This window comes from Brucella sp. H1_1004 (genome assembly GCF_047308065.1).
GTDB classification, from domain to species: Bacteria; Pseudomonadota; Alphaproteobacteria; order Rhizobiales; family Rhizobiaceae; genus Brucella; species Brucella pseudogrignonensis_B.
Genome location: NZ_JAYKZA010000001.1, coordinates 996,062 through 1,015,655, shown reverse-complemented (window position 1 = coordinate 1,015,655; position 19,594 = coordinate 996,062). Strand labels below are relative to the sequence as shown.

Genomic DNA, 19,594 nt, shown 5'->3' with positions numbered 1-19,594 from the left:
TAGAGGAGTTCCGTTGTGATGCCGTTTGCAGTACCACATGCGGGTCTGTTGAATGTTGCGGTATCTCTTCTATCTGCTCTACGACTTAAATTTGCATCATGAACAGAGCACACCGGGAGGAAAAACCTGTGCAAGACAAGCATACTCTGAACTCATCTGTGATTTTACCTGAAGACAGCGCTTCAGCAGTCCTCATCGGACGCGTATGGTCCAAGGAAGAAAATGGCCCATGCCCTGTACTCGTCGCAAACGGTCATGTTCACAATCTATCCAGCATTTCGGCAACCGTCTCAGGGCTTCTGGAACGCAAGCAGCTGGTTGAAGAGTTAAAAGATGTGAGCCGCTTTGCTGATCTTGGCGCGCTCGATGACTATCTTTCTGGCGAAAAAGGTGAATTGCTTGCGCCGATTGATCTTCAGTCTATCAAGGCAGCGGGCGTTACTTTCGCAGACAGTATGCTTGAACGCGTGATCGAAGAACAAGCAAAGGGAGACCCTACCCGTGCGTTGGAAGTGCGCAAACGTTTGGCGCCAGTAATTGGCGACAGCCTACGTGGCGTGGCCGCTGGCTCCGAAAAGGCGGCACAAGTTAAAGCGCTGCTTCAGGATATGGGTCTCTGGTCGCAATATCTCGAAGTCGGTATTGGACCCGATGCGGAAATTTTCACAAAGTCGCAGCCAATGTCTTCGATGGGTTGTGGCGATACTGTTGGCATCCTGCCGATTTCACAATGGAACAATCCGGAGCCGGAAGTTGTACTGGCTGTCGCCTCTGATGGTCGTATTGTCGGCGCAACGCTTGGCAATGACGTCAATCTGAGAGACGTTGAAGGTCGCTCGGCCCTTCTGCTCGGCAAGGCCAAAGACAATAATGCATCCTGCGCCATTGGTCCGTTCATCCGTCTCTTCGACGGTGAATTCACCATGGACGTTCTGCGTAAGCTTAAGCTTTCGTTGCATGTTACCGGAACGGACGGCTTTGAAATGACTGGTGAAAGCCCGATGGAAGCAATCAGTCGCGACCCTGAAAATCTTGCCGGACAAATGATGAATCGCAATCATCAATACCCGGATGGCGCTGTTCTTTTCCTCGGCACAATGTTTGCACCAGTGAAGGACCGTCGCGGCGCAGGCCAGGGCTTTACGCACGAAATCGGCGATAAGGTTGAAATTTCGACGCCGAAACTCGGACGCCTCGTCAATTGGGTCGACCGGACCGACAAATGTGCTGAATGGACGTTCGGCATTCGTGCGCTGATCCAAAACTTGCAAAAGCGCAATCTTCTCGACAAGATTTAAAACTGAGAAGGCCGCATATTAAACATATGCGGCCTTTTTATTAATTCAGCGGAATAGCATTTCCATCTTTAGAACTCTGATAAGCATTCGACATCGCGTCATATTTAGCTCTGATGACATCAAGCCGCTTTTGGAAACGAGCGCGATCTGGCTCAGGCAGTGCCGCCACCATTTTCGGGATCGAATGGCTATGCCAGAAACTATTGTCGTGGTTGTAACCGCCCGGCTCAAGCGTAAAGACCTCCTTGAGAATTTTCAGATCATGCGGGATCGAAAATGCGTCGCGTGAATCTTCATGGCTGAACAGATAGTAGAAATTATCAAAACCACTCCAGGTTATCGCGGACAGGCACATGGAGCATGGCTCGTGCGTTGAGAGGAAAATCATGTCCTTCGTTTCAGGACGCCCTTGCTCAGACATTTCATAGAAGCGTTTTATCGTATGGACTTCGCCATGCCACAGTGGATTTTCTGTCTCATTGTTTGTTTCGGCCAGCACCAGAGACAAATCAGACTTGTTCAGAAGAGCTGCGCCAAAAACCTTGTTGCCTTCCGAAACCCCTTGTTCAGTCAGAGGTATGATGTCGTGTTCAATGACATCAATCAACTTCTCGAGCAGCTTGAATTCATCTGAGGACATAATCAACTCCCATACAAATCAGAAAGAAAAACGCCGGGGCATTGCCCCGGCGTTAAAGTTTATTCTGGAAAGAATGCGAAGCGGATCACAAACAATGCTGCCACGATCCAGGTTGCCAGATGAACCTCGCGCGCCTTGCCAGTCACTGCTTTGAGCACAACATATGTGATAAAACCAAAGGCAAGACCGTTCGCAATCGAATAGGTGAACGGGATTGCAAGCGCAGTCAAAGCCGCAGGCGCTGCTTCCGTGATCTCATCCCACTTGATTTCCGACAATTCACGCATCATCAGGCAAGCGACATATACAAGCGCAGGCGCTGTGGCATAGGCAGGAACAGAACCCGCAAGCGGCGAAATAAAGAGTGCAGCAAGGAAAAGAACCGCGACAACAAGTGCTGTCAAACCTGTACGGCCACCAGCCTGTACACCGGATGCGCTTTCCACATAAGCGGTCGTGGACGAAGTACCGAGCAGAGAGCCGCCGAGGATGGCAGTACTATCAGCAAACAAGGCTTTACCGAGACGGTTGGGCTTACCCGGTTCGATCAGCCCGCCGCGTTTTGCAACACCAATCAGCGTTCCAGTCGCGTCAAAAACTTCGACAAGCACGAAAACCAGAATTACATGCAGAATACCGGTGTGCAAAGCGCCCATGATATCAAGCTGAAGGAACGTCGGCATCAGGCTTGGAGGTGTATCGAATACGCCGTTAAACTCGGTGATACCAAGCGCAATCGATGCGATGGTAACAACCAGAATACCAATCAGAATTGCACCACGTATTTTGAGGGCATCAAGCGCGGCGATGATGAAAAAGCCAGCAATTGCGAGAAGCGGACCAGCACCATGTAGATCGCCAAGCCCAACAAGTGTTGCAGGATTATCAACAACAATACCGGCATTCTTGAGACCGATCAGCGCCAGAAACATGCCGATACCGGCAGCAATGGCACTTCGCAGGGATTGTGGAATTCCTTCAACAAGCCACCGGCGAATACCTGTCACGGTGAGGAGCAGGAATATAATGCCAGAGATGAACACCGCACCCAGCGCCTGCTGCCATGAAAAGCCCATAGCACCAACAACGGTGAAGGCGAAGAAGGCATTCAGGCCCATGCCCGGAGCCATACCAATCGGCCAGTTGGCGACCAGCGCCATAACGATCGAACCGAGTGCCGCCGCAAGACAGGTCGCGACGAAAACCGCATTTCGATCCATGCCCGTGCTGGACAGAATATCAGGATTGACGAAGATGATGTAAGACATCGTCAGGAAGGTTGTCAGACCAGCGATCACTTCCGTTCTCACCGATGTTCCGTGTTCCTGCAATTTGAACAGCTTTTCCAGCATGATCCCTCCAGGGCAAAAAGCGCGCATTCAAAAGCACCCATAATCCGCCAAAAGCAATTGCTTGCGATTGGATGATGAAAATCGGTGCAATCTATTGCGATTGCCGTATTTGTTAGCCGCAGCCGCCTGTTAGCGAGCGGATTTGTTCCCCATACACCCAAGTCGACAAAAAACACAGTTCTGCCGCAAGAATGTCTGTTTATTAACGTGATTTAGTTTGGTCTGACTCAAACGATAACGCTAGCCAGCTATTCAAATGTATATTTTTGAAAGTGCTTCAAAATTGGCAATAGGCTAAGTTCGCGTCTCTGCCGCTATCACACTGATTAAAATACAGTTTTAAGTAAAATTCCTGTGCCATACAGACCGAAAGCAAAAAATGTATGCGCAATGAGGTTGAGAACGCGAACGTTTCCCGCATTCGGTAAACGCGAAGCGGCCCAACCGATTCCCAGACCAGGCTGTAATAAAAACCATCCAGCAGCCACCGTCATAATACCAAATATCCAAGCAGGAAGAAAAAGGGGATTCGCAAACCAGGCAAAGCCACCATAAAGCGCAAAAATGACACCATAAAGAATACCGACCGCATAATGGCCAACCCAGCCTAACGCGACTTCATGTATATACGGCTTAGTGGCAGCAATATCGTCGTGAAATATCTGACCCTGTCGCAAATGCCAAAACCAGCGTCCGACCAATCCCCAATTCGGGCGCGATTGACCCGGAAATTGGGCAAGAACCAATGCCCAAAGGTCCATAACGACCGTTGCCCCGAGTCCGATCAAAATTCCTTTTATTATAAGCTCAAGCATGTCTAGATCCTGAAAGTATTAGGCAGCCACATAACCTTGTGGCTGCCTAATACGCAAGACCTAATAATCTATTGGGTTAACTCCAGATAATATACTACTTGCACAAATATTAGATATGCATGCGCAGAAAATATCTACGGAATAAAACCTGTAAATTTGGCGGCGATGAAGGTTGCAGACAACTTAACTCCCTCCACAGAGACAGATCTTCATCGCCAGCCCCCCGCGAAATCAATAATACTGCAAGGGTTAATGTTCACAAGCGTTATACGTCTCAAATGAACATGGAAAACGTCTCAAAATTGGAAGACGATTATCATTACTAATTTTATCATATTTTTACTTAGGATAATAGATATATACTATTCCTATTGATTTATAGTAGTAATTATAAAACAAAAGCGCCGGGACTGGAGCACCGACGCTTTGTCATATCAATTTTGTTTCACTTACGGGGCGATTAGTTATCAGCCGCACCATCAGTGATTACTTACCGAACACTGCGCTCTGAATCTGCGAACGCGATACGCCGATATCGGCAAGAAGATGATCGTCCATTGCACCGAGTTCACGAATTGCACGACGACGGGAAACGTACTGCTGGAATTTCTGACGAATGTTCATTTTCTATCTCCTCGTTGGATGCCTCATAAATAGTCTTTTGCACAAATTTCCACCACGGATATGATTGCAAATGAGGCATGCGTTTTCGCTAGAGCTCGCGCTCTTGAAAACGCCGCAATCGCCTACCCCATAGGGCATAGCGGACGATCTTTTTTTTGATTTTGAGAGAATTTGCCTTTTGCTAAACTGGTCTTAATCGATTAAGCCGTTTGGCGGAGGAGTTTATCTCTAGCTTTTGCGGACACCACTATGCTTTACGGTATTTTCCTCGCGTTTGCGTCCTATGCTGCATTCGCTGTCAGCGATGCATGCGTCAAGTTTATTGACGGTACATTATCACCCTATGAGATCGCGTTTTTTGGTGCCGTACTCGGTATTCTTGCCATCCCATTCACGAAGAAACCGGAAGATCAGTGGCTCGATATGTTTCGAACCACAAATATAAAACTCTGGTTACTTCGAACAGTCACGGCAGCAATGGGGGTGATTGGCAGCGTTGTCGCCTTCACACATCTATCAATGGCTGAAGCCTTTGCACTGATTTTCCTGCTTCCAGCATTTGTAACAATCCTGTCGGTTCTTTTTCTTAAAGAGCAGGTTGGCTGGCGTCGCTGGTCGGCAGTTATCATCGGCTTTATTGGCGTGCTTGTGGTGCTGCGCCCCGGCTTTCGCGAGCTGTCCATCGGTCATCTTGGCGCGCTTGGCGGTGGACTGGGCGGAGCTTTCAGCATCGTGATCTTTCGCGCAATGGGTAAAAAGGAAAAGCGTATCTCGCTTTATACTGCGGGACTTATCGGCCCCATCCTCATCTGTGGCGCATTGATGATTCCAAGCTATCAGACACCGTCCGCCATTCAATGGGGATACCTCGCAGGCTACGGCCTGCTTGCGGCATTCGCCAACATTCTTCTCATGCTTGCAGCCCAGCGCGCGCCAGCCAGTGCTATCGCGTCCCCGCAATATAGCCAGATGATCTGGGCCATTCTCTTCGGATATTTCGTTTTCCATGATCATATTGATCTTCCGATGCTTATCGGCATCGTTCTAATCACGATTTCCGGCCTTTTCACCTTCGTGCGTGAGCGTCAGCGCGGTGTTGCGGGTCCAGCCGCCGTTGCAACATCGGATCCATCACCTGCTTTGGCGGAAGAAAAATAGACCCGCTCTCTCGTAAGCCCGATCAATATAAGATGCTATAAAACCCGAAACTGGTTTCCAGTTTCGGGCTTGATGCTATAAAAGCGCAGATTCATATCCTACCCCAGCTCTTTCCAGCAATTCTATTTAGAACTGAAAGCGCTTCGCGCGGGATTTGGTACGAAATGCAATCGATCAAGGATAAAAACTATGGCTGAGAAGCGAGCAACTTGGACCTATTACAAAGGTGAGTGGCATCAAGGCGATGTACGCATTCTCGGCGCAGCTTCACATGCGACATGGCTTGGCTCTCTCGTTTTCGACGGTGCGCGTCTTTTTGAAGGCGTAACGCCTGATCTTGATCGGCACTCTGCACGCGCAAACGACTCTGCACGCGCGCTTGGACTGGCACCTATGCTGAGCGGCAGCGATATTGAAACGCTTGCCCGCGAAGGTTTGAAGAAGTTCGCGCCGGGGACAGATGTCTATATCCGCCCGATGTATTGGGCCGAAGACGGCGATAGCACCACGGTTGCGGCAGCGCCGGAATCAACCGATTTTGCCCTTTGTCTTGAAGAAATCCCAATGGTCGAGCCAAAGGGCTTTACCGTTACGACAACTTCGTTTCATCGTCCTTATCTGCAGGTCATGCCCGTGAATGCCAAGGCTGCATGCCTTTATCCGAACAATGGAAGGATGCTGCGTGAAGCGAAAGCCAAGGGCTTCCATAATGCGCTCGTTACAGACGTTCTCGGCAATGTTGCAGAAACGGCAACATCGAATGTCTTCATGGTTCGCGGTGGAGAAGTTTTCACGCCGGTTCCTAATGGTACATTCCTGAACGGCATCACACGCCAGCGCGTGATCGGACTTTTGCGCGAGGCCGGAGTGAGCGTTCACGAAATTTCTCTCACGCTTGAAGATTTTCGTGAAGCAGATGAAATCTTCTCTACAGGTAATTTAAGCAAGGTCGTTCCAGTTATCGGCTTTGACGACCGCAGGCTGGAATACGGTGCTGTTACAAAGCGTGCACGTTCGCTTTACTGGGAATGGGCGCACAGCTGAGAAAAACGGCTTATCCTCTAAATTTGACCCCAATAACGGTTGCTGCGTGAATGCTTGAGCATACCCCCTTATTTATGACAGTAGCTGTTATTGCAGCCTTTTTGGTCGGCTTGTCCAAAGGTGGTTTGCCGTCCGTAGGCACGTTATCAGTGCCGTTGATGGCTCTGGTTATCTCGCCTGTAACGGCAGCAGCCCTGTTGCTGCCAATCTATGTTGTCAGCGATATGTTCGGGCTTTACCTCTATCGCCACCACTTCTCAGCACGAAATCTGGCAATTCTTACGCCAGCTGCCATTGTAGGGATCGGATTGGGCTGGTTTTTCAGCTCGCATCTTTCCAGCACATTCATCGGCATGATGGTCGGACTTGTGGGGCTATTCTTCTGCTTCAACGTCTGGGTCGGTGCAAAATACCGACGCGCGGCGCGTAAGGCAGATATCCCAGGTGGAACCTTTTGGGGAATTATAACCGGCCTCACAAGTTTCGTTTCACACTCCGGCGCACCACCCTTTCAGATGTATGTACTGCCACAGCATCTGGAAAAGCTGGTATTTGCTGGCACATCGACCATTCTTTTTGCGATCGTCAATGCGGTTAAGCTGATCCCCTATTGGCAGTTGCAGCAGTTTTCCAATCTTGACTGGTCGCTTGGCCTTTGGCTTTTGCCTGCCGCGATTATCGGCACGTTCGTTGGTGCCAAGCTCACCCGTATCATGCCGGATGGTCCGTTTTTCCTGCTCGTACAGCTCACGCTTTTTGGGCTGTCGATCAAGCTCATAGCAGATTGGGTGATCCCGTTTTTTACGCTTTGAAATTTAAAACCGCAGACCCCCACCCAAAATCAATATTTTTGCAACAAGCCTAATAAACCTTCGTAACGGCTCTATATCTTTTATAGAGCCGCAGCACAGAATTTCTGACGAACCGTTTCTAACGGAACCACAGACCTCTCACTGCGTTCGATAAACAGCGACGTTACGGAGGCAAATATAATGGTCGAGCTGGTCAACAATATCGAAAACATTGAGTTTATTATCGCCAAGGCGCGAGAATATGATGTTCAGGTTCCCGCCGTGGACGAAGATTCCGGCTCTAATGCATCGGATGATGGCGACGTTGACATTCTTGATTCTTCCATCACCAACCCGACACGCCGAGAACTGGTCGCCGCAATTCGCTCTCTCAACGAAGATGAGAAGATCGAATTGCTGGCCCTGGTGTGGGTCGGCCGCGGGGATTTCAGCGCGGAAGAGTGGGGTGATGCTCTTTCGACCGCTAGTGACCGCCACAATGGCCGGGAAGCGAAATATCTTCTCGGTATCCCGCTTCTTGGTGATTATATCGAAGAAGGCCTTGAAACGCTCGGCATAGATTTTGAAGCCTACGATAACGAATAAGAAAAATTGATGTTTCCATTGATCGTTCTGTTTTGACGCCGTCACAGCTGGCGCGTAGTCTGCGCTTCGACACGGGAAACAAAAAGCAAAGCATTGGAGGATTTCATCATGCTTCAGAAAAATCTGGATCAGAAAACAGATTTCTACATTGATGGCGCATGGCGCGCACCACTCGAAGCAAAGACGATTGAAGTCATCAATCCAGCCAATGAAAAGCCTTATGCAGTGATTTCTGCTGGCTCGTCTGCCGATATTGATCTGGCTGTCGCTGCGGCAAAAAAGGCATTTCCTTCCTGGAGTGAAACACCTGCTGAAGAACGCATTGGCTATCTCCGCCGTATCGTAGAAATCTACGAACGCCGTCTTGAAGAAATGGCGCAGGCTATTTCCAAGGAAATGGGTGCGCCAATCAAGCTTGCGCGTGAATCGCAGGCCGCAGCAGGCATCTCGCACACAAAAGCTTTTATTGCAGCATTCGAGAATTTCGAATTCGATGAAATTCTTTCACCAAAGCATTCCAATCAGGCTATTGTGCGTGAACCGATCGGTGTTTGCGGCTTGATTACGCCGTGGAACTGGCCAATGAACCAGATCGCACTCAAGGTCATCCCTGCCCTTGCCGTGGGTTGCACAGTCATACTCAAGCCATCCGAAATTGCTCCCATGTCGGCGATGCTCTTCGCTGAATTTGTCGATGAAGCCGGCTTGCCAAAAGGCGTTTTCAACCTTGTTAACGGCGAAGGTCCAGTTGTCGGCGAAGCGATGTCACAACATCCTGATATCGACATGATGTCGTTCACCGGTTCAACCCGCGCCGGAACTGCAGTTTCGCGGGCTGCAGCCGCGACCGTTAAACGTGTTTCGCTTGAACTCGGCGGAAAGTCGCCAAACATCGTGTTTGCCGACAGCGATCTCGAAAAAGCGATTGAACGCGGTGTGAACCATTGCTTTGAAAACACCGGTCAATCCTGCAACGCACCAACCCGCATGCTGGTCGAACGCTCAGTTTATGATCAGGCGGTTGAGTTTGCAAAAAAGTCGGCATCGAAAACCATTGTCGATGATCCATCCAAAGAAGGCGAACATATCGGCCCGCTTTCCTCCTCAATCCAGTTCGACAAGGTGCAAGCTCTTATTCAGAAAGGGATCGATGAAGGTGCACGTCTGATTGCTGGGGGTACCGGACGCCCTGACGGCATTTCAGAAGGCGACTTCGTCAAGCCGACCATCTTCGCCGACGTGAACAACGAAATGACCATTGCTCGTGAGGAAATCTTCGGCCCTGTGCTGGCAATGATCCCCTTCGATACGGAAGAAGAAGCCATCGCTATCGCCAATGACACGCCCTATGGTTTGGCTGCTTATATTCAGACGGGAAACCCGGAGCGGGCTAAGCGCGTCGCCCGCAAGCTTCGTGCTGGCATGATCCAGATCAACGGAACTTCACGCGCACCGGGCAGTCCGTTTGGTGGCTATAAGCAATCTGGCAATGGCCGTGAAGGCGGCAAATGGGGCCTTGAAGACTTTATGGAAGTAAAGCTCATAAGCGGCTGATTATAAAGACTATAATAAAATAAAAAAACGCCGGCTATCCGGCGTTTTTTATTGCTATATCTACCAGCTATTTTTCGTCAATTGATCGGCACATTATAGCTTTGTACCCCCGAACCTGTTCCTTGACGGGTGAAAAACAAATACAAATATTAACCGTCAAGGAATGGGTTTATGTTTAGCAAATTAGCGTTGATGACGCGCTTGCCAAAGCGCCTGCGCCTGCGCATAGAAATGTCCATAACTATCGTTATCGGCAGCAAGAGCAGTCATCAATGCCATCGCAGTTGATGCAATGACCGTGAGTTCAGCGCGCTCATCAATAGCCGCGCCAGACCAAACTGCGAGCCAATATTCAAACGTGCTTTGGCTGGCATGACGATCTGTTGCGGCCTTTGATAAGGTCGGCAGATTGATGTCGATTTTCTGCGAACCAAGCCATCGGTAAACCGTGTGTGTATGATGCGGAACCAGCTCTGCAACATCGCGGCTTGTCGAAACAGCGGAGACGGACTTCATATTCAAAAGTGCCCCTGCATCGCGATGCAGTTCGCGGTAAGCAGGCTGTGTCACGCCCACAAAAGACGCTGAAAGCCTCAAGGGATTTAGCAGATGCGCAAGGCTGTTTATCGATGAGCGCGAATTAAACAACGGATAGAGAGCCAGTAGAGAATGAACCTGAGGTGCAAAGCCTGCAAGCGGCATGAAGCAAATACCATGAGCGTTCAAAGCACTTTTTCCAAGCGCCAGCGACGTGGCAATCGGAATATTTATGGCCTGCGCTGCAAGTTCAAGCTTTCCTGACAATTCGCCCATACCGCAGTTGCCGTGCAACACCACCGGATACCCGGCTCGCGAAACGAGAATGGCCGCCAGCATAAACCAGGGCGATTGATTGGAATTGGGCGACAGATAGGCTGGCCAGTCGAGCGCAGGCGTCCCGATATTTGCATCAAGCGTATAATAGCGATGCGCTGCGCGGGCCATTCCGGCTAACTCCGGCGCAGTTTCTCCACGGTAATGGATCAGACGCAACAAAGCACTGATTTGCATAGGGTCTGCCTCACCAGCAAAAATCGTGGTGAAGGCGTCTTCCGCCTCATGCATTTCAAGCGGACGCGTATAGCCAATCTTACGGCCAATAATCGCTATATATTTTGCCAAGCGCAGGGACGGATCATTTTCATCCTGAACATTGGCAAATTGCGCAGCAAGCTGTTCTGGCGTCGGGTGGTTCTCAAGCTGCACCACCTTGCGGATGCCAAGCGGTGGTGGGGCAACAATCATGCTTGTCTTTTCCCATCCCCGTCGTTCGCAATGCACTTCAGCAGCATTTTTGCCGTCAAAATTCATCAACGCTTCCGTTTCATTGGCAAGTCTGCGAAGTCGTCCCCGCAATGCCTCCGCCTTCGGCGTTGCAATCATATTGCGGCCTGAACGAATGAAAATCGGATCGTCAAATTTTTCGCGTATCTGTCCAAGCAATCGACTCATGGCTGCCATGCTCAAGCCCATTTGCCGAGCGGCACCACCGACACTGCCTTCCACAAGAAGTGCATCAAGCGCAATCAACAAGCGAAGCTCACCCAACTTCAGGCTTTCGCCTGCGGCAGCCTCTGGCTCTGTCTGTGTTTTCATGCGCTTGCCAGCCATTGCTGTCTTATCCGATCAGTTGCGTTTTTCGAAACTTGGAATTGTTATAAAAGATGACCGTTGACGTCATCTTATTGCCATACATAAGGAGAGCCGAAAACTCAACTTAAAGGGTGACATTTATGATCAGCTTGTTTCGGGGATCACGCGCCACTGGCTCGCAGAACAGGCACTTGGCCAGCAAATCGCTTTTTGCAAAAGCTGTTCTTGCGGGCACCTGTCTTTCCACTGCACTTGTTTTGACCGGCACCGTTTCCTTCGCACAGACCTTAACCAAGGCAGAGGAAGAAGCTGCCAAAAAGAAACAGGCTGAGGCGCAAGCGGCTGAACAGGTGAATGCTGGGGGTGGCATTACACTTAATCAGATCGTTGTATCGGCAACAGGTTTTGAACAAAACATCACTGATGCACCAGCCAGCATTTCAGTCATTCCAGGTGAAGAACTCGAAAAACGTGCTTATCGTGATCTTGGCGATGCACTGCGTGATGTGCAAGGCGTTGCCGTAACTGGTGCCGCTGCTGAACGTGATATCTTCATTCGCGGTCTTCCCGGCACCTACACGCTTATACTCGTCGATGGAAAGCGCCAAAGCACACGCGATGCGCGTACCAACGGCAATTCCGGCTTTGAGCAAAGTTTCCTGCCGCCAGCCAATGCTATTGAGCGTATTGAAGTCATTCGCGGTCCAATGTCATCGCTTTATGGTTCAGACGCGATGGGCGGCGTTATCAACGTCATTACCAAAAAAGTTGCAGACAAGTGGAGCGGCTCGCTCAGTGTCGACACGACAGTCCAGCAGCATTCCAAGTACGGTAATTCCTATCAGGGTTCATATTACATAACTGGCCCGCTCGTACCCAACCTCGTTGGTGTGCAGCTCTGGGGACGTGGTATGAAGCGTCAGGAAGACCAGATCATCAGTGGTACGCCTGAGCAAAAAGACATCGACATTACAGGTCGTGTAACCATCACACCAAATGCGGATCACGACATTGTCTTTGAAGCAGGCAAGACACGCTTACGCCGTGACTCTTCGGTTGGAAACACGATCAATCCAGTCTCCACCAACAGCACTGCGCCTGTTGATGCTTACAATCTTAATGACCGCAACCATTGGTCTATCAGTCATACTGGCCGTTGGGGTCCAACGACTTCCGAATTCTCCTTCATGCAGGAAACGGCTGAAAGAACGAATTTCAGCTGGAATAATACGCGCAGCGAATTCGTGGAAAACCTGCGTTCACCGCACATCCGCAATTCAACACTTGATGGTAAGTTTACGACGCCCTTCGAGCTTTATGGCAACCATACGCTCGTAACGGGCAGCCAATTCATCGAAGGCACCCTGACAGATCAGAACCCTGGTCGTCGTACCGGATTAGACGAACAGTTCACGATTAAGCAGTGGGCGCTCTTTGCTGAGGATGAATGGTGGATCACACCAGATTTCGCCCTCACCGGCGGTCTGCGTATGGATCACCATGAAATCTACGGTTCGCATTGGAGCCCACGAGGCTATGCCGTTTGGCATGCAACCGATCAGCTGACTATCAAGGGTGGCATTTCAACGGGTTTCCGTGCACCTGAACTGCGCACCATTGCGCCGGGCTATGCTTATACCACCGGCGGCGGCAATTGTACCTATGGTCCAACTGGAAACTGCGGCGTCATCATTGGCGATCCGAATCTCCAGCCAGAAAAAAGCACAAGCTATGAAGCCAGTGCACTCTGGGACAATCAGCAGGGTCTGCGTCTCGGCGCAACTTATTTTTACACTGATTTCAAAGATAAGATCGCCAGCAACATCCAGTACGATCCAATCACTGGTCAGCCACTTCGCTGGGCTCAAGACCCGAACTATGTCCTTTATTACAGCTATAACATTGACGAAGCTGTCATTCAGGGCGTCGAATTGACGGCTGACTGGGAAGCGACCGACACGATCAAGCTGCGCGCAAATTATACTTACACCCATTCGGAACAGAAAACTGGTGAATATGCAGGCCTACCGTTGGCCCGCACACCAAAGCACATGGGTAGCATCCGCGCGGATTGGGACACCCCCGTAGATGGCTTAACGGCTTGGACGGCTGCGAACTATCACGGTTCAGAAATCAATGCCGGTCTTCGTATCGGCACAGTCGGCGAACCCTATGCCTACAACAGCCGCGGACAAGTCATTGCGCGCAAATACAAGGGATATGCCACGCTTGATTTCGGTGGCTCGTATGAATTCAGTGAAAACGTGACGCTGAATGCGGCTGTCTACAATATCTTCGACAAGAAGGTCACTGTGGATGAAACCAACAACGTGGTCGAAGGCCGTCGTCTCTGGCTCGGCATGACATCGCGCTTCTAGAATACGCAAAGACGCCAGCCGATTTTGGCTGGCGTCATTTTTATGAATTGGATGCTCTCATGAGCAAAATGAAGAATATCATTCTAAAGGTCTGTCTCATGTTCGGAAGCATCCTCGTGAGCGCATCCGCGCATGCTCAAACACCACAAGTCAGTTCATTTGACTTGCAAGCGAACGGTATTGATTATCGAATTTTTGTGGCAGCTCCTGTTGAAAAAGCCCCTGCAGAAGGGTTTCCTGTCGTCTATATGACGGACGGCAATCGCATGCTGCCGATTGCTGCAAAGCTTATGGAGAAAGATCCTAAGCTTAATTCGGTTTATGTCGGCATTGGTTATCCGACTGAAGACAAAGACGAAATCGTCCGCCTGCGCTATTTCGATCTTACGCCACCAACGCCTGATGAACTCATTCCTGTTCAAACGAATATTCCAAACACCGGCGGACGTGATGCTTTCTTCGAATTCATCAATCATCAGGTGAAAGCGGAAATTGAAAAGCGTTTTATCATCGACAAGGGCAAACAGGCCCTGTTTGGACATTCACTTGGTGGTCTTTTCACGCTTTATGCGCTCTTTAACCACACAGGCTCTTTCCAGACCTATGCATCTGCCGACCCATCGATCTGGTGGAATGGACGTTCCATTCTCGCTGACAAGAACAAGTTCGTAGAAGCATTTAAGGCTAACCCAAGCCCCATCCGTCTGTTGATTGAAAACTCTGGAAAGCGCGGCGAACGTCCCGGCCAGTCAAAGGAAGACATGGAGCGCTTGAAGAAGCTGCGCGGCGGGCCATCGGGTGCAGACATTCAGACTGAGTTGAAACAACTCCCGGGATTTGAGGTTGCCTATCGTCGCTTCGAGAATGAAAGCCACGGATCGATGATACCACTGACTGTTGAAGACAGTTTGAGATTTATCCTGCTTGATGAAAAGCCAAGCGCCGAAAAACACTGAATTATCATCTTCCTGATTTCACTCGCGGAAAACCGGACTATAAAACACAGGATTGACGAAAGGATTGAACGCCATGCTGAAATTCGGCCAACATTTTTCCCGTCTGCTCGGCGCAGCACTTGTTGCGACGGCACTTGCTTCTGGTGCACATGCGGCTGATGTCGCGGTAAAACACGCGCAAGGCGAGACATCGGTTAAGGCCAATCCAGAGAAAGTCGTGGTGTTTGATTTTGCAACCCTCGACAATCTTGATCGTCTCAGCGTGAAAGTTATCGGCGTGCCCGGCAGCATTGCTTACCCGGAATATCTCAAGAAATATGACGGTGCCGATTACGAAAAAGTCGGCACATTGTTTGAGCCGGACTATGAGGCGGTCAATGCAGCAGAACCGGATCTCATTATTGTCGGTGGTCGCTCGGCTGCAAAGTATGGTGAGCTCGCAAAAATTGCACCGACCATCGATCTGACTGTTCCAGCCAAGGAATTCATTTCGGGCACCGAAGCCAATATCGAAAAGCTGGGCCAGATTTTTGGCAAGGAAGCGGAAGCCAAAGCTGAAGTAGATAAGCTCAACAGCGAACTCGCCGCGCTAAACGAAAGAACAAAAGGCAAAGGCAAGGGCCTGATGATCCTGACCTCAGGCGGCAAGATCAGTGCCTATGGTCCGGGTTCGCGTTTCGGCGTATTGCATGACAGTTTCGGTATCGAACCAGCGGCGCCTGATCTTTCTGTTGGCAATCATGGGCAGCCCATAAGCTCCGAATTTATCCTTGAGACCAATCCGGATTGGCTTTTCGTAATTGATCGTGACGCAGCTATTGGCCGTGAAGGCACGTCCGCCAAGCAGTTGCTCGATAATGAACTCGTGCGCCAGACAAATGCCTGGAAAAATGATCAGGTCGTCTATTTGAACGCCCAGAACTGGTATCTCGTCGGTGGCGGGCTTGGTGCGCTGCACAGCACGATCCAGCAGCTTTCGGATGCCTTTAGCAAGGCCCAGTAACATTTTCTAACCCAGTCAGGTCGGGCCGCGCAGTCATGGCCCGACTTCATGACAAGGCAAGAGAACAGGAATTTAGCGTGAAGGCACTCGCCCTAGCTATAATTTTGGTCGTGGTCCTGGCCTTTATCAGCCTCTTCATCGGCGTCAGCGATGTGTCGCTTAACACGCTGTTTGGCGCAAACAGCACAGATCGCGCGACGGAAGTGCTACTGATCAGCCGCATACCACGCACGCTTGCGATTATCCTTGCAGGCATGTCGATGGCCGTTGCCGGCATGATCATGCAGATGTTGACCCGCAACCGTTTTGTTGAACCCTCGACAGCCGGGACCGTTGAATCTGCAAGCCTCGGCATCCTGCTCGTCATCCTGTTTGCGCCTGAAACATCGGTTTTCGGCAAGATGCTGGTCGCCTCCGTTACGGCCCTTGCTGGTACAGCCCTTTTTCTGCGCATCCTGCGCAGCATTCCATTACGTTCGGTACTCGTGGTGCCACTTGTCGGCATTATGCTAGGTGGTGTGATCAGTGCAGTCACGACTTTCATCGCCTATCGCTTTGATCTCCTCCAATCCCTGAATTCGTGGACGACGGGCGATTTCTCAGGCGTGCTGCGCGGTCGTTATGAGTTGCTTTATCTTTCATTCGCCCTCACCGTCATCGCCTATATTGCGGCTGATCGTTTCACAGTGGCGGGTATGGGCGAAGATTTCACCACCAATCTCGGCCTCAACTATCGCCGTGTCGTAACGCTGGGGTTGATCATCGTATCGATGGTTAGCGCCAGTGTCGTGGTAACGGTGGGTATGATCCCGTTTCTGGGGTTGATTGTTCCGAATGTGGTCAGCATGTTTATTGGCGATAATATGCGCCGTGCTGTGCCGTGGGTTGCCGTGCTTGGCGCGGGACTGGTGCTTGCCTGCGATATTATCGGGCGGCTCATCCGCTTTCCCTATGAGATCCCTATTGGTACGATGATGGGCGTCGTTGGCAGCGCCATCTTCCTCTACTTGCTGTTGCGTCGGGGATCACGTCTTGCTTAAACGTTCTGGCTTCATCATCACTCTTCTTTCAATCCTCGTCATTCTTTCCTGCGCAGCCTTCATGACGCTGGGCGCAAAGGGCAGCTGGTCGTTCATCCTCAGCTTCCGAGGCACCAAGCTCGCCGCAATGATACTCGTCGCCTACTCGATTGCTGTCTCTACTGTTCTCTTTCAAACAGTCACCAACAACCGCATTCTGACACCCTCAATCATGGGTTTCGATGCGCTTTATATCCTGATTCAGACATTCGCGGTCTTCGCGTTTGGCGCTATCCATGTCAACGGGATCGGCCCTAATGGCCGCTTTTTTGCCGAAACGGCAATCATGGTTGTTTTTGCCAGCACGCTTTATGCATGGCTGTTTTCAGGAGGGGCGCGCAGTCTGCATCTGGTTATGCTTGTCGGCATCGTATTCGGTGTCTTCTTTCGAAGTGCATCAAACCTCATGCAGCGCATGATTGACCCGAATGAATTTGCCGTGCTTCAGGACCGCTTCTTTGCGAATTTCAATAGCGTTAATGGCGACATTCTATTGCTGGCTGCGATTATCGTGGCGGTGGTGACGCTTTACGGGCTACGTTTTATCAATGTCTTCGATGTGCTCTCGCTTGGACGCGATGCAGCTATCAATCTCGGCATCGATCATCGTCGCGTTGTGCACCGCATTCTGCTGATCGTCACAATCCTCGTTGCGGTTTCCACAGCCCTTGTCGGCCCCATCACCTTCTTCGGACTGCTGGTTGCCAATCTGGCTTACATGATCACAGGTTCATCCAGACATCGTATCGTCCTGCCCATCGCCGTATTGCTGGCAATCCTTTGCATCGTCGGCGGACAGACCATTCTAGAGCGTGTCTTCGCGTTTAATACCGCGCTTAGTGTCATTTTCGAGTTCCTGGGCGGGCTCGTCTTTATCATCCTACTCGTCAGGGGAAACGCACGTTGATCGAAATAAGCCAGGCCAGTAAATCCTACCGCGATACAATCGTCGTTGATGATGTAACGCTGCGATTGCCCGCACGCGGTATTACCTCGATTATCGGACCAAACGGAGCCGGAAAATCCACCCTGCTCTCCATGGTCAGCCGCCTTCTTCCCATGTGTAAAGGCCGCGTGACCATCGATGGGCTGGATGTATCGACCACACCCGGCGACGTACTGGCAAAAAGGCTGTCAATCCTAAGGCAGGACAATGCCATTAACGCGCGCCTCACAGTGCGCGATCTGGTAACTTTCGGACGTTATCCGCATTCCAAGGGACGTCCAACCCGTGAAGATCTTGTTCACGTCGATCAAGCAATCGGTTATCTCGAACTGGCAGAGCTGGGCAACCGCTTTCTCGACGAACTTTCGGGCGGCCAGCGCCAGCGCGCATTCGTGGCGATGGTTCTCTGCCAGAACACAGACTATGTTCTCCTGGATGAGCCACTCAACAATCTCGACATGAAACACTCAGCGTCGATGATGAAGCTTTTGCGGCGTGCAGCGGATGATCTGGGCAAAACTGTAGTTCTGGTGCTGCACGACATCAATTTCGCCTCCTGTTATTCCGACCATATCGTTGCCATGCGCAAAGGTAAGGTGGCGCATCAGGGGACGCCGGAACAGCTCATTCAACCAGATATTCTGCGCGATATTTACGAAATGGAAATTGCCGTCGAAACTGTTGGCGGAAATCGTATCGCCGTCTATTATCTCTAAAATGGAATAGAACCAAAAATTACAATTCATCTATATATGGATTCATATTGCTTATAGAGCATATAAAATAGAAATATTTTTTATTCGATGCATCTTTTGGGTCATTTTCGACGCATCATTAGAAAATAATTCCTGTATTTTAATCACATCGAATATTTTTACAGGTGACCTTAAAATGAAGTTCGCAAAAATCCTCGCAACAGTCGGCGTCCTCCAGGCAGCACTGTTCTCGACCGCTATGGCAGGTGAGAATCTCGACGCCATCAAGGCGGCGGGCGTTCTCAAAATCGGCACAGAAGGCACCTATGCGCCATTCACATTCCACGATAAAGACAACAAGCTCGTAGGCTTCGATGTTGAAATTGGTGAAGCTGTCGCCGCTAAGCTCGGCGTGAAACCCGAATTCGTGGAAGGCAAATGGGATGGTCTCATTGCTGGTCTCGATGCAAATCGTTATGACGCCGTTATCAATCAGGTCGGCATCACCGAAGAACGCCAGAAGAAGTTCAACTTCTCCAATCCTTACATCGTTTCCAAGGTCGTCCTCATTGTTAATGATAAGAACGATACCATTAAGGACTTTGCTGACCTCAAGGGTAAGAAAGCTGCCCAGTCTCTGACAAGCAACTATGGTAAACTTGCAACCGAAGCCGGTGCTGAACTCGTCGCCACAGACGGTTTTGACCAGTCGATCCAGCTTGTTGTGACGGGCCGCGCGGATGCAACGCTCAATGACAGCCTTTCCTACCTTGACTTTAAGAAGCAGCAGCCGAAAGCTCCTGTAAAAGTCGTTGCTGAACAGGAAAACGCGACGGCTTCCGGCATCATCGTTCGCAAGGGGGATGACGATCTGGTCGGTGCAATCAACAAGGCGCTGGACGACATCAAGGCTGAAGGCACTTACGACAAGATTTCGCAGAAATATTTCGGCCAGGACGTTTCGAAGTAAGCTCTGGATAGTGCATTTAAATAAAGCCGGGACCCGTTTCCGGCTTTATTTTA

18 protein-coding genes are annotated in these 19,594 nt (G+C 50.4%); 13 read left to right on the top strand and 5 right to left on the bottom strand.

Features of this window, described 5'->3' with window-relative positions:
- Window positions 1–98 precede the first annotated feature (98 nt).
- Window positions 99–1,298, top strand: a complete 1,200-nt coding sequence (locus tag U2P60_RS04970; protein ID WP_413571598.1) for a fumarylacetoacetate hydrolase family protein — start codon at window positions 99–101, stop codon at window positions 1,296–1,298.
- 40 nt (window positions 1,299–1,338) lie between these two features.
- Here the strand turns inward: U2P60_RS04970 and U2P60_RS04965 are convergent, their stop codons facing one another.
- The 4 genes from U2P60_RS04965 to U2P60_RS04950 form a co-directional block, all read right to left on the bottom strand.
- On the bottom strand, window positions 1,339–1,938 hold the full coding sequence (locus tag U2P60_RS04965) for a deaminase (protein WP_413571596.1): 600 nt from the start codon (window positions 1,936–1,938) through the stop codon (window positions 1,339–1,341).
- 59 nt (window positions 1,939–1,997) lie between these two features.
- Window positions 1,998–3,290, bottom strand: a complete 1,293-nt coding sequence (locus U2P60_RS04960) for an NCS2 family permease (RefSeq protein ID WP_313829490.1) — start codon at window positions 3,288–3,290, stop codon at window positions 1,998–2,000.
- 326 nt (window positions 3,291–3,616) lie between these two features.
- A complete protein-coding gene (locus tag U2P60_RS04955) occupies window positions 3,617–4,105 on the bottom strand; it encodes a DUF2938 domain-containing protein (protein WP_413571595.1) in 489 nt (162 codons plus the stop codon).
- Between the two features lie 486 nt (window positions 4,106–4,591).
- A complete protein-coding gene (locus U2P60_RS04950) occupies window positions 4,592–4,729 on the bottom strand; it encodes a DUF1127 domain-containing protein (RefSeq protein WP_007879385.1) in 138 nt (45 codons plus the stop codon).
- A 249-nt stretch (window positions 4,730–4,978) separates the two neighbouring features.
- On the opposite strand from U2P60_RS04950, the gene U2P60_RS04945 reads away from it, so the two are divergent.
- From U2P60_RS04945 to U2P60_RS04925, 5 genes are all read left to right on the top strand, one after another.
- Entirely contained in the window at window positions 4,979–5,887 is a 909-nt protein-coding gene (locus U2P60_RS04945; protein ID WP_313829487.1) for a DMT family transporter, read from the top strand.
- A 189-nt stretch (window positions 5,888–6,076) separates the two neighbouring features.
- Window positions 6,077–6,931, top strand: a complete 855-nt coding sequence (locus U2P60_RS04940; protein WP_313829485.1) for a branched-chain amino acid aminotransferase — start codon at window positions 6,077–6,079, stop codon at window positions 6,929–6,931.
- 50 nt (window positions 6,932–6,981) lie between these two features.
- On the top strand, window positions 6,982–7,743 hold the full coding sequence (locus U2P60_RS04935) for a sulfite exporter TauE/SafE family protein (protein ID WP_313829483.1): 762 nt from the start codon (window positions 6,982–6,984) through the stop codon (window positions 7,741–7,743).
- 180 nt (window positions 7,744–7,923) lie between these two features.
- Entirely contained in the window at window positions 7,924–8,328 is a 405-nt protein-coding gene (locus tag U2P60_RS04930; protein ID WP_413571593.1) for a DUF3775 domain-containing protein, read from the top strand.
- 108 nt (window positions 8,329–8,436) lie between these two features.
- On the top strand, window positions 8,437–9,882 hold the full coding sequence (locus tag U2P60_RS04925; protein WP_313829481.1) for an aldehyde dehydrogenase family protein: 1,446 nt from the start codon (window positions 8,437–8,439) through the stop codon (window positions 9,880–9,882).
- Window positions 9,883–10,065: 183 nt separating this feature from the next.
- On the opposite strand, the gene U2P60_RS04920 is transcribed toward U2P60_RS04925, so the two are convergent.
- On the bottom strand, window positions 10,066–11,517 hold the full coding sequence (locus tag U2P60_RS04920; RefSeq protein ID WP_413571592.1) for a glycosyl transferase family protein: 1,452 nt from the start codon (window positions 11,515–11,517) through the stop codon (window positions 10,066–10,068).
- A 137-nt stretch (window positions 11,518–11,654) separates the two neighbouring features.
- Here U2P60_RS04920 and U2P60_RS04915 point away from each other — a divergent pair, with 137 nt between their 5' ends.
- The 7 genes from U2P60_RS04915 (at window position 11,655) to U2P60_RS04885 (ending at window position 19,541) form a co-directional block, all read left to right on the top strand.
- Entirely contained in the window at window positions 11,655–13,892 is a 2,238-nt protein-coding gene (locus U2P60_RS04915; protein ID WP_413571590.1) for a TonB-dependent receptor domain-containing protein, read from the top strand.
- Window positions 13,893–13,951: 59 nt separating this feature from the next.
- On the top strand, window positions 13,952–14,848 hold the full coding sequence (locus tag U2P60_RS04910) for an alpha/beta hydrolase (protein WP_413571588.1): 897 nt from the start codon (window positions 13,952–13,954) through the stop codon (window positions 14,846–14,848).
- A gap of 73 nt (window positions 14,849–14,921) precedes the next feature.
- Window positions 14,922–15,851: a siderophore ABC transporter substrate-binding protein gene (locus U2P60_RS04905; RefSeq protein WP_413571587.1), complete on the top strand. Its 930-nt coding sequence runs from the start codon at window positions 14,922–14,924 to the stop codon at window positions 15,849–15,851.
- 77 nt (window positions 15,852–15,928) lie between these two features.
- A complete protein-coding gene (locus U2P60_RS04900) occupies window positions 15,929–16,891 on the top strand; it encodes an ABC transporter permease (protein WP_413571997.1) in 963 nt (320 codons plus the stop codon).
- A gap of 61 nt (window positions 16,892–16,952) precedes the next feature.
- The gene (locus tag U2P60_RS04895) at window positions 16,953–17,837 is read left to right on the top strand and encodes an iron chelate uptake ABC transporter family permease subunit (protein WP_413571995.1); all 885 of its coding nucleotides are present in this window, start codon (window positions 16,953–16,955) and stop codon (window positions 17,835–17,837) included.
- Window positions 17,834–18,592 carry an ABC transporter ATP-binding protein gene (locus tag U2P60_RS04890; RefSeq protein ID WP_413571586.1) on the top strand — a complete coding sequence of 253 codons (759 nt, stop codon included), beginning with the start codon at window positions 17,834–17,836 and terminating at the stop codon, window positions 18,590–18,592. The genes U2P60_RS04895 and U2P60_RS04890 overlap by 4 nt, the downstream gene beginning before the upstream one ends.
- Before the next feature lie 175 nt (window positions 18,593–18,767).
- Window positions 18,768–19,541 (top strand): amino acid ABC transporter substrate-binding protein, encoded by a 774-nt coding sequence (locus U2P60_RS04885; protein ID WP_413571585.1) that lies wholly within the window; start codon window positions 18,768–18,770, stop codon window positions 19,539–19,541.
- The last annotated feature ends 53 nt before the right edge of the window (window positions 19,542–19,594 follow it).